At 61.5% G+C, this 11,408-nt stretch carries 9 protein-coding genes; 8 read left to right on the top strand and 1 reads right to left on the bottom strand.

Going from position 1 to position 11,408, the window contains the following annotated elements; genetic code table 11:
- Nucleotides 1-201: 201 nt before the first annotated feature.
- Genes IB264_RS20905 through IB264_RS20895 form a run of 3 tightly spaced genes read left to right on the top strand, consistent with a single transcriptional unit; the run spans nucleotide 202 to nucleotide 3,902 of the window.
- Nucleotides 202-2,061: a M3 family oligoendopeptidase gene (locus IB264_RS20905; RefSeq protein WP_057217938.1), complete on the top strand. Its 1,860-nt coding sequence runs from the start codon at nucleotides 202-204 to the stop codon at nucleotides 2,059-2,061.
- Nucleotides 2,062-2,121: 60 nt separating this feature from the next.
- Nucleotides 2,122-3,279: an aminodeoxychorismate synthase component I gene (locus tag IB264_RS20900; RefSeq protein ID WP_057217939.1), complete on the top strand. Its 1,158-nt coding sequence runs from the start codon at nucleotides 2,122-2,124 to the stop codon at nucleotides 3,277-3,279.
- On the top strand, nucleotides 3,276-3,902 hold the full coding sequence (locus IB264_RS20895) for an aminotransferase class IV family protein (RefSeq protein WP_057217940.1): 627 nt from the start codon (nucleotides 3,276-3,278) through the stop codon (nucleotides 3,900-3,902). The genes IB264_RS20900 and IB264_RS20895 overlap by 4 nt, the downstream gene beginning before the upstream one ends.
- Here IB264_RS20895 and IB264_RS20890 read toward each other — a convergent pair.
- Nucleotides 3,867-4,817, bottom strand: coding sequence for a GGDEF domain-containing protein (locus IB264_RS20890; RefSeq protein WP_082557447.1), 951 nt, complete (start codon nucleotides 4,815-4,817; stop codon nucleotides 3,867-3,869). The two genes, IB264_RS20895 and IB264_RS20890, sit on opposite strands and share 36 nt — an antisense overlap.
- Before the next feature lie 162 nt (nucleotides 4,818-4,979).
- Between IB264_RS20890 and IB264_RS20885 the strand changes: the two genes are divergently transcribed.
- From IB264_RS20885 to hemH, 5 genes are all read left to right on the top strand, one after another.
- On the top strand, nucleotides 4,980-5,858 hold the full coding sequence (locus tag IB264_RS20885; RefSeq protein ID WP_371412283.1) for a DUF3445 domain-containing protein: 879 nt from the start codon (nucleotides 4,980-4,982) through the stop codon (nucleotides 5,856-5,858).
- A 144-nt stretch (nucleotides 5,859-6,002) separates the two neighbouring features.
- A complete protein-coding gene (locus IB264_RS20880) occupies nucleotides 6,003-7,454 on the top strand; it encodes a homospermidine synthase (RefSeq protein ID WP_025424804.1) in 1,452 nt (483 codons plus the stop codon).
- Between the two features lie 171 nt (nucleotides 7,455-7,625).
- Nucleotides 7,626-7,994, top strand: a complete 369-nt coding sequence (gene omp10 / locus IB264_RS20875; protein WP_057217943.1) for an outer membrane lipoprotein Omp10 — start codon at nucleotides 7,626-7,628, stop codon at nucleotides 7,992-7,994.
- Between the two features lie 333 nt (nucleotides 7,995-8,327).
- Nucleotides 8,328-10,169, top strand: coding sequence for a bifunctional UDP-sugar hydrolase/5'-nucleotidase (locus tag IB264_RS20870; RefSeq protein WP_057217945.1), 1,842 nt, complete (start codon nucleotides 8,328-8,330; stop codon nucleotides 10,167-10,169).
- A gap of 115 nt (nucleotides 10,170-10,284) precedes the next feature.
- Nucleotides 10,285-11,322 (top strand): ferrochelatase, encoded by a 1,038-nt coding sequence (hemH, locus tag IB264_RS20865; RefSeq protein ID WP_057217947.1) that lies wholly within the window; start codon nucleotides 10,285-10,287, stop codon nucleotides 11,320-11,322.
- Nucleotides 11,323-11,408: the final 86 nt, after the last annotated feature.

Raw genomic sequence — 11,408 nt, 5'->3', positions numbered from 1 at the left:
TGTGTGATGTCACGGAAGCCTCCTGCTTTGGACACGCGGTACTTTTTGGCCAACGTCATGTGCCAAATCACGTCAGGCATCTGTGCCATAAAGGGCTGAACATCATCTTTTGAGAAATGCTTGCATTTTATCCATTGGCGGCGATAGCAATGGAACCCGTATCGCTTGCCTCTTCCTGCCACGAACGAGAGAAATCCGACGATGACCTTCCGCACCTTCGCCCTCGAGAAAACCATCGTCCGTGCCGCCACCGGCCCCGCCCAAGGCGCTGTGGCCGAGCTCGGCGATCTGCCCTCCTGGCGGCTGGAGGATCTCTATCCGTCCGCAACCTCTGACGCCTTCCGTTCCGACATGAAGAAGGCCGAGGCGGATTCGATTGCGTTTGAGGCCAAGTGGAAAGGCAAGCTTGCCGCCGCCGCGACGAAGGCCGGCGACGAAGGCATCGGTGCTGCCGTGAAAGAATTCGAAGCGCTGGAAGACATCATGGGGCGCATCGCGTCCTTTGCCGGCCTGACCTATTTCTCCGACACCTCCAAGCCGGAAAACGGCAAGCTCTACGGCGACGTGCAGTCGAAGCTGACCGATATGTCGGCGCATCTCCTGTTCTTCTCGCTCGAACTCAACCGCATCGACGATGCGGTGATCGACGCAGCGCTTACCAACGACGGCCTGGCGGCGCACTACAAGCCCTGGCTACTCGACCTGCGCAAGGACAAGCCCTACCAGCTTGATGACAAGCTCGAGCAGCTGTTCCTCGAGAAATCGATGACCGGGCCAGCCGCCTTCAACCGCCTGTTCGACGAGACCATGACGTCGCTGACCTTCACCGTCGACGGCGAGACGATGCCGCTCGAAATGGCCCTGAACCTGCTGCAGGATCCCTCGACCGAGGTGCGCAAGAAGGCGGCGATGGCGCTTGCCGAAACCTTCAGGGCCAATATCCGCACCTTCACGCTGATCACCAATACGCTCGCCAAGGACAAGGAAATCTCGGATCGCTGGCGCGGTTTCGAGGATATCGCCGACAGCCGGCACCTCGCCAACCGCGTCGAGCGCGAGGTCGTCGATGCGCTCGCGGAAGCGGTGAAGTCAGCTTATCCGCGCCTTTCGCACCGCTACTATGCCATGAAGGCGAAGTGGCTCGGCATGGAACAGATGGAGTTCTGGGATCGCAACGCGCCGCTGCCGGAAACGCCGAATGCGCTGATCTCGTGGAACCAGGCGAAGGATACGGTGCTTTCGGCCTACCATGCCTTCGCCCCAGAGATGGCCGCAATTGCCCGCCGCTTCTTCGATGACCGCTGGATCGATGCGCCGGTGCGCCCCGGCAAGGCCCCCGGCGCCTTCGCCCACCCGACCGTTCCCTCCGCGCACCCCTATGTGCTCGTCAATTATATGGGCAAGCCGCGCGACGTAATGACGCTTGCCCACGAACTCGGTCACGGCGTGCACCAGGTGCTCGCCGGCGAGCAGGGCGCGCTGATGGCTTCCACGCCGCTGACCCTCGCCGAGACGGCATCGGTGTTCGGCGAAATGCTGACCTTCCGTGCGCTTCTCGACCAGACCAAAGACAAGCGCGAGCGCAAGGCCATGCTCGCCCAGAAGGTCGAGGACATGATCAATACGGTCGTGCGCCAGATCGCCTTCTACGAATTCGAGCGCAAGCTGCACACGGCCCGCAAGGAAGGCGAACTGACCGCCGAGGATATCGGCAATCTGTGGCTTTCGGTGCAGGCGGAAAGCCTCGGGCCGGCGATCCGGATTTCCGAGGGCTACGAGACCTACTGGGCCTATATCCCGCACTTCATCCACTCGCCGTTCTACGTCTATGCCTATGCTTTCGGCGATTGCCTGGTCAACTCGCTCTATGCCGTCTACCAGAACGCCGAAAAGGGCTTCCAGGCAAAGTATTTCGAGCTGCTGAAAGCCGGCGGCACCAAGCACCATTCGGAATTGCTCACTCCCTTCGGCCTCGATGCCACCGATCCGTCGTTCTGGGCACAGGGTCTGTCGATGATCGAGGGGCTGATCGACGAACTCGAGGCGCTTGATAAGGCGTGATCCGGCGCGGGCCGAGCCCGCGCTCCAGAGACTTTCAAGGAAAAGTGCGAAGCGGCATCGATGAACGAAAACGCACCTTTTGTGCTTTTCCGGGACGACAGCGAAAATCGGACCACGGTTTTCACTGATCCGGAGCGCGTCGTCACGGCGCGGACCAAAGCCGAATTCCGCCGCGGCCTCGCCGAGCTTGAGCGTGCACATGCGGCCGGCAAATGGATTGCCGGCTTCATGGCATATGAGGCGGGCCATATCTTCGAAGAGAAGCTGAGCCCCTTTGCCGAGGAGGGGCGCGAAACGCCGCTGATGTCCTTCGGCATCTTCGACGCACCGAGCGACGACCATCCGCTTGGCGAGCCGCAACGTCGGATGGAGAACGAGCCTTTCCTTGCCGAGCCGCGTGCCGCCTGGGATTTTCCCACCTATCGCGAGCGGTTCGACCGCCTGCATCAGCATCTGCGCCAGGGCGATTGTTATCAGGCGAACCTGACAATGCCGATCCGCGCCCGCTGGACCGGCGATCCGCGCGCCGCCTTCTGGTCACTGATCGAACGGCAACCGGTAAAATACGGCGCGCTCGTCGCGCTGGATGGTCCGTTCCTCGTCTCGCGCTCGCCCGAGCTCTTCTTCCGGGTCGACGCTGACCGATGGATTGAGACGCATCCGATGAAGGGCACCGCAAAGCGCGGCGCGTCGGCTGAGGAGGACGCCGAGATCATTGCTGCCATGCGCACTGACGAGAAGACCCAGGCCGAAAACCGCATGATCGTCGACCTCTTGCGCAACGACATCTCGCGCATCACCGAGGTCGGAACGCTCGACGTCCCGAAACTGTTCGACATCGAGACCTATCCGACCGTTCACCAGATGGTCAGCCATGTCAGGGCCAAGCTGCGGCCGGATGTCGGCATCACCGATATTTTCGCCGCACTCTTTCCCTGCGGCTCGATCACCGGCGCGCCGAAGATGCGGGCGATGGAAATCCTGCACGATCTCGAAGACGGTCCGCGCGACGCCTATTGCGGCGCAATCGGCTTTATCGCGCCGAACGGCATCATGCGCTTCAGCGTGGCGATCCGCACCATCTCGCTGTTTGCCGACGGCGAAGCCGTCTTCAATGTCGGCGGCGGCATCGTCTTTGATTCCGGCGCCCAGTCCGAATATGACGAATGCCTGCTCAAGGCGCGCTTTGCCATCGGCGATGCCGAGATCGCCCGATGACGGATTTTTCCCTGATCGAGACCCTGCGCTACGAACCCGATATTGGATTCGTTCGCTTGAGGTTACATCTCGCCCGGTTGAAACGATCGGCGCGAAGATTGGGATTTGCCGGCGCCGAGCGGGCGCAGGCTGAGCTGCAAGCCGCCGTCCAGGGTGCAACAGGCCCGCTGCGTGTCCGCCTGACGCTTGACCGCAACGGCGCCGTCGCCGTGACCACGGCGACTTTCACGCCCCTTGCAGAAGACACTGTCTGGCGCGTGCGTTTTGCGGAAACGCGGCTCTCTTCCGAAGACAAGCTGGTGCGGGTGAAGACCACCCGGCGCGACATCTACGAGACGGCACGCGCTGAATACCCGGCAACCGAGGTCGACGAAGTTCTTCTCCTCAACGAAAAGGGCGAGGTCTGCGAGGGAACGATCACCTCAATCTTCCTCGACGATGGCAGCGGGACGCTGAAAACGCCGCCGATCGCCTGCGGGCTTCTGGCCGGCGTGCTCCGAACCGAACTCATCTGCCAGCGACGGGCGCGCGCCGCCCGCCTGTCGCTCGACGATCTGGCAAAAGGCGAGCTCTATGTCGGGAATTCGCTACGGGGCCTGATCCGGGCGAAGCTCTGGGTCTGAACCCGGCAAGGTGTACCGCTTCACCCGGTCGCGCCCGTCGCGCTTGGCGAGATAGAGCGCCTCGTCGGCGCGGGCATAAATGTCCTTGACGCCGTCGCCTTCCCGATACTCGGCCAGCCCCACCGAACAGGTGTAGTAGAACTCCGGGATACTCGCGAGCGGCCTGGCGCTGCGCACCTTGTCGAGCAAGCGGTCGAGGATCATGTTGCCTTCGCTGATCGTGGTGTCTGGCAGGATCAGCATGAACTCCTCGCCACCGATGCGGCCGAAGCAATCGGAGCGACGCACGAACTCCTGCATCTGGCGGGCGAAGTCGAGCAGGACCTCATCGCCCTGATGGTGACCATAGCGATCGTTGATCGCCTTGAAATAGTCGATGTCGATGATGGCGACACAGCCCCACATATGCGGGTTCTGGGCGCAATTGGCGATGAATTCGCCGAGCCGCCCCATGGTGTAGCGCCGGTTGGGCACATTGGTGAGTTCATCGACCTGCGAGGCGCGCAGCGCGAAATCGCGATCCTGCCGCAGCGCGCGCTCCTCGACGCGAATGGTGGTGATGTCGACGGCGACGCACAGCATCCATCCCCTGGCATCGACCGTTTCCGTCATCCACAGCCAGCGGCCGTCATGCAGGTCGGTCTCCATCGCGCGAAACGGGATCTTGCCGCGCCGATTGATCGTTGAGGCTATCCAGGCATTGATGTCGCTGGTCGAGAGCACGGTTCCGCGACCGGCGGCATGGTTGCGCCGCATGATTTCCGCCCAGGTCGGCGCCTCGTCCGACTCGATGAAATAGGCGGCGCGAAAGGCATCATTGGCAAATTGCAGCCGGTCGTGCTGATCGTAGAGCGCCATCAGCACGGGTGTTTGGGCCTGCAGGCCCATCAAGGTCTTTATATGGTCGCCGGTCACGTTCAGTCTGCGACGCCTCCAGGTCGGGGAAGGAAACAACAATCATGGCGCGTAGCGGATGATTGTATCAAAGCTATAGCACGAAGTCCTTGTGACAAGCTTCGGCCCATGCGAAACGAAAGGGAATATGGTTAAATCGCGAGAATGATCCGGTCATCCCGCATGAAACACACGCCCTACGACGGCTCCTCCAAGCCCTTTACCATCGGCCTCACGCAGCTCGATCCCGATCGCTGGATCGAGCCGGACGACCAGCTGCAGCACTATCTCGACCAGAAGGCCCAGTTGCTCGCACAGTCCCGCGACGTGGTTTTTGCCGCCGACGACCGGACGCAGGATGCGCAAAGCGAGCTGCTGCAGATCCTCTCCGACTATCTGCCGACACGGTATCCCGACATCTACAGTCGGCAGGACGAAACAATGATGGTCGGCGGGCGACGGGTACCCTTGTCCGGCGACGACGCGCTTGTGCTAGCGGGCTCGCTCGTTCAGGACGACCTGGCGATCATGCAGCGCGACGACCGCGGCTGGCGCCTTGGCGCCGCCTACATCGCCTTCCCCTCGTCCTGGTCGCTCGCCGAAAAGTTCGGGCGCACGATGGACGAGATCCACGCCCCGGTCCCCGGCTTCGGAGACGGCACGCGCAACGCCGAACTCATCAGCCGCATGTTCGATAACCTGCCGCCTGGCCGCTTCGTCGAACGCTTCAACTGGGCCGTCAATGTCGACGGCTCCCTGCATCTGCCGAAGTCCAAATCGGAAGGGGTGTCGGCCGGCGCGATCGAGCTGACCGAAGAGCGCACCTTCATCCGCATCGAGCGCCAGACGTTGCGCAAGCTGCCGCGAAGCGGCGCGATCGTCTTCACCATCCGGATCTATTCCGATCCCTTGGCGCTGTTGCGACAGCGGGCGGATGCGGGGATTTTGGCCCTTTCCTTCATCGAGCAATTGCGCTCTCTCGACCTGCCGCAGGCGGCCTACAAGGGCCTCGTCAGCAAGCGGGACGCTCTCAATTCGGCCCTCATTTCCATCGCTGGTTAAACAATATCGCAGATCAGCGTTGACCCGGCGGCCCTTTATTGTGACAGCAAACTATGCTCTAGGGCCTATCACACGGCGCGAGCCTCATTTTCAGACACTTTCAACACCGTCACTGGGAAAGTTTCCTCAGGAGTTAAGACCAAAATGGCAGACACCACCTATCCGGTTTACGGCGAGATCACCGGCCCGATCGTCATGATCGGCTTCGGTTCGATCGGCCGCGGCACCTTGCCGTTGATCGAGCGCCACTTCAAATACGACAAGAACCGGTTGATCGTGGTCGAGCCGCGTGAGGATGCTGCCGACAACGAGATCTTCGAGCGTCATGGCGTCCGCCACGTTCGCGCCCATGTGACGAAGGACAACTATAAGGAGCTGCTGAAGCCGCTCCTGACCGAAGGCGAAGGCCAGGGCTTCTGCGTCAACCTGTCGGTCGATACCGGCTCGCTCGACCTGATCAAGATGTGCCGCAAGCTCGACGTTCTCTACATCGACACCGTCGTCGAACCGTGGCTCGGCTTCTACTTCGATGCCGAAATGGACAACGCCTCGCGCACCAACTATGCCCTGCGCGAAACCATGCGCAAGGAAAAGGAAAAGAACCCGGGCGGCACCACGGCCGTTTCGACCTGCGGCGCCAACCCGGGCATGGTCTCGTGGTTCGTCAAGCAGGGACTCCTCAACCTCGCCAACGACCTCGGCGTGAAATACGACGAACCACATCAGGACGACCGCGAAGGCTGGGCGAAGCTGATGAAGAAGGTCGGCGTCAAGGGCGTGCACATCGCCGAGCGCGACACCCAGCTGACCAAGAAGCCGAAGCCGCTCAACGTCTTCTGGAACACCTGGTCGGTCGAAGGTTTCATCTCCGAAGGTCTGCAGCCGGCTGAACTCGGCTGGGGCACCCATGAGAACTGGATGCCGAAGAACGCCAAGAAGCACAAGAAGGGCTGCAAGGCGGCCATCTATCTGGAGCAGCCGGGTGCCAACACCCGCGTGCGCACCTGGTGCCCGACGCCTGGCCCGCAATACGGCTTCCTCGTCACCCACAACGAGTCGATCTCGATCGCCGACTTCTTCACCGTCCGCGACAAGGACGGCGAAGTTACCTATCGCCCGACCTGCCACTACGCCTACCATCCGGCCAATGACGCCGTCCTTTCGCTGCACGAAATGTTCGGCAACGGCGGCAATTCGCAGCCAGTCCATCATGTTCTTGACGAGAAGGAACTCGTTGAAGGCGTCGACGAACTGGGCGTCCTGCTCTACGGCCATGACAAGAATGCCTACTGGTTCGGTTCGCGCCTGTCGCTGGAAGAGACCCGCCGCATCGCCCCCTACCAGAACGCCACCGGCATGCAGGTCACCTCTGCCGTGCTCGCGGGCATGGTCTGGGCGCTCGAAAACCCGAAGGCCGGCATCGTCGAAGCCGACGAGATGGACTACAAGCGCTGCCTCGAAGTGCAGCTGCCCTATCTCGGCCCGGTCGAAGGACACTACACCGACTGGACCCCGCTCGACGGTCGCCCGGGCCTGTTCCCGGAAGACATCGACACGAAGGATCCCTGGCAGTTCAAGAACATCCTCGTTCGCTAAACCGCTGACATTGCGAAGCATCCGGCCCGGGGCATTTCTGCCCCGGGCTTTTTTTGTTCATATGGGAAAAGCCCGGCGCGCCGGCCCGACCACTCTTGCTTTCAACTCTTGATCGCGGCATGGTTCGGCGAAATGAAACGGACGCTCGGCACAAAGCGAGGGAAATCGCCAATGAAGCCATTCGCAATTCTGACCCTTCTCGCGACCGCCGCGACCCTGGCCTCCTGCCAGTCGTCGCCCCGGGAAGCCGGAGGGGCACAGCCCGCTCGCCAGGCAACGGGTGTCGAAGGCTCATGGACGGATCCGAACGGCATCGTTTCGACCTTTGCAGGCGGAACCTTCTCGACCCGCACCACCGACAGCAACCAGCTGCTGGCTTCCGGCAACTACGTGAAGCTCAGCCCGACACTCGTCGAGATCAACATGACCTCGCTGGTGCGCAATACCCAGTCCAAGGTCAATTGCGCGCTGGTCACACAGAGCCAGCTCAATTGCACCACCGATGCCGGCGCCCAGTTCTCGCTGGCGCGACGCGGCTGAGACAAGCTTCGAGCACGGATCAAAGCTCCCGCAAGGGGGCTTTTTTTGTGCATTCGTATGACTTAACCCTACTGCATGTTTCCCTAAATCGAAGCCGATTTAGGGGGAAAAACATGCAGCAATTCAAAGCGCTACAGCGACCTTTGCGCGCCTGAAAAGGCGCGCGGCGCTGTGGTTGCAGATCCGGCAACCGGAGGATGGTTTTAGTGCTTGAAGTCGCCCTGAAGTGATGAAAACATTCGCACCGGCAAAGCCACCCCGGCCGCGGGGACCGGACCCGCTTCGGCGGGTCTGAAAGCGGCCGGCAAACAACAGGCAAAACAGGAGAACATCATGATCAGACACATACGGACCGGCCTGATGACCGCGTCCATTCTTGCCCTCTCCTCGGGCGCAGCCTTCGCCGATTATGAACTGAACATCCTGCACATCAACGATCTCCACTCCCGTATCGAATCGATCAACAAGTTCGATTCGACCTGCTCGGCCGAAGAGGAAGGCAAGAACGAGTGCTTCGGTGGCGTCGCCCGCCTGAAGTCTCTGATCGACCAGAAACGCCAGGATCTGTCCGGCAAGAACGTCTTGCTGTTGAATGCCGGCGACAACTTCCAGGGTTCGCTGTTCTTCACCACCTACAAGGGTCTGGCCGAAGCCGAATTCCTCAACCTGATGAAGTTCGACGCGATGACGGTCGGCAACCATGAATTCGACGAGAGCGAAGATGGCCTTGTCGGCTTCCTCGATAAGATCGAGTTCCCCGTCGTCACCGCCAACGTATTGCCCAGTCACAAGTCGAAGATCGGCGACCGCATCAAGCCGTCGATCGTTCTCGAAGTCGGCGGCCAGAAGATCGGCATCGTCGGCGCCGTCGCCAACGACACGCCCGAACTCTCCTCCCCCGGCCCGGACATCCTGATCGGTGACGACGTCGCCACCACGACCGCCGCGGTCGAAGAGCTGAAGAAGCAGGGCGTCGACAAGATCATCGCGCTCACCCATGTCGGCTACCCGCGTGACCTCGCCGCGATCGCAAAGATCCCCGATGTCGACGTCGTCGTCGGCGGCCACTCCCACAGCCTGCTGTCGAACACCGACGCAAAGGCCGAAGGCCCCTACCCGACGATGGTCGACAACCCGGGTGGCTACAAGGTTCCGGTCGTCCAGGCCGCCTCCTATAGCAAGTACCTCGGCGATCTCGTCGTCACCTTCGACGACAAGGGCGTGGTGAAGGCTGCCAAGGGCGATCCGATCCTGGTCGATTCTTCCATCAAGCCGGATCAGTCCGTTTTGACGCGCGTGGCCGAACTCGCCAAGCCGATCGAGGAGCTGCGCTCCAAGATCATCGGCAAGACCGAGGCCCCGATCGACGGTTCGCGTGACAATTGCCGGGCCAGGGAATGCGAAATGGGCAGCCTCGTTGCCGACGCCATGCTCGACCGCGTCAAAGGCCAGGGCGTGACGATCGCCATCACCAATGGCGGCGGCCTGCGCGCCTCCATCGATGCCGGCGACGTTTCGATGGGCGAAGCCATCACCGTGCTGCCGTTCCAGAACACGGTTGCGACCTTCCAGCTCAAGGGTGACGGCATCCGTGCCGCGCTTGAGAACGGTCTTAGCAAGCTTGAAGAACCCGGCGGCCGTTTCCCGCAGGTGGCCGGCATGAAATATTCGTTCGACAAGTCGAAGGAAGTGGGCAGCCGCGTCGTCTCGGTCGAGGTAAAGGAAGGCGAAGGCTTCGTGCCGCTCGATCCGGCAAAGACTTATTCGATCGTCACCAACAACTACATGCGCAATGGCGGCGACGGCTACGCAATCTTCAAGGACAAGGGTGAGAACGCCTACGACTACGGTCCGGGCCTCGAAACCGTTCTGGCCGACTATCTCGCCGCGCACCAGCCGTTCAAACCCTACACGGATGGCCGCATCACCGAAGTTGCTGCAGCCGCCGGCGCCACGACTGCCGAACCGGCAACGCAGCCTGCAGCCGACGCCGCCGCGAGCACGACGGCCTCCGGTCCGCAGAAGCACGTCATCGCCAAGGGCGACACGCTTTGGGATCTCGCCAAGGCGTTCTACGGCGATGGCGCACTCTGGGCAAAGATCTCGGCGGCCAACGGCAAGCCGGCTCCGCGCCACCTGCATGTCGGAACCGAACTGGAGATTCCGGCAAAGTAAGACAATTTGCCTCTCCTTCGAGAGCCGGCGCGGGCTTCCCCGCGCCGGCTTTTCTTCTTAGAAGGACGTGACGAAAAGTGCATGCACCTGCTTATACGTGACCACGAGGACCGAGATGACCAACGCGCCCGCCGCGACCGCCCAAAGCGATCACCCGACCGTTAAATCCGGAAAGGTCGGCGTTCTGCTGGTCAATCTCGGCACGCCCGATGGCACCGACTACACCTCGATGCGCCGCTATCTCAAGGAGTTCCTGAGCGATCGCCGCGTCATCGAATGGTCGCGGTTGTTCTGGTATCCAATCCTCTACGGCATCGTGCTCAACACCCGCCCCGGCAAGGTCGGCAAGGCCTATGAAATGATCTGGAACAAGGATCTGAACGAGAGCTATCTGCGCACCTACACCCGCAACCAGGCGACCTTGATGGCGGAAGCCTTCGCCGAGCAGCCGCACATCGTCGTCGATTGGGGCATGCGCTACGGCCAGCCGTCGATCGCCTCGCGGATGGAGGCCCTGCAGAAGGCCGGATGCGAGCGCATCCTGCTATTCCCGCTCTATCCGCAATACGCCGCGGCAACGACAGCCACCGTCAACGACAAGGCATTCGAAGCCCTGCTCAAGATGCGCTGGCAGCCGGCGCTGCGCACCGTCCCGCCCTATCATGACGATCCCGTCTATATCGACGCGCTGGCGACCTCGATCACGCAGCATCTGGCGACGCTCGACTGGGAGCCGGAAGTGGTGCTGACCTCCTTCCACGGCATCCCGAAAAGCTACTTCGAAAAAGGCGACCCCTACTATTGCCAGTGCCAGAAGACCGCGCGCCTGCTGCGCGAAAAGCTCGGCTGGTCCAAGGACAAGCTGCAGGTAACCTTCCAGTCCCGCTTCGGGCCGGAAGAATGGCTGCAGCCCTATACCGACAAGACGGTCGAGAAGCTGGCGCAGGATGGCGTCAAGCGCATCGCCGTGATCAACCCAGGCTTCGTTTCCGACTGTCTGGAAACGCTCGAGGAAATCGCCGAGCAGGCGGCCGAGAGCTTCCATCACAATGGCGGTGAGAAGTTTGCACATATCCCCTGTCTCAACGACAGGGCCGAGGGCATGATGGTTCTCGAGCATGTCGTCCGCCGGGAGCTAAGCGGCTGGCTTTGAAGCCGAAATCTGCGACGACCGCTTGAAATAGACTGACCGATGCCCACGTCTGGGTTAGAGTGTCACTTCAAACTGGGGTTGTGATC

It is taken from the genome of Ensifer sp. ENS11 (genome assembly GCF_014851895.1).
GTDB classification, from domain to species: Bacteria; Pseudomonadota; Alphaproteobacteria; order Rhizobiales; family Rhizobiaceae; genus Ensifer; species Ensifer canadensis.
The sequence above is the reverse complement of the archived record's forward strand: the minus strand, read 5'-3'. Positions and strand labels throughout refer to the sequence as shown.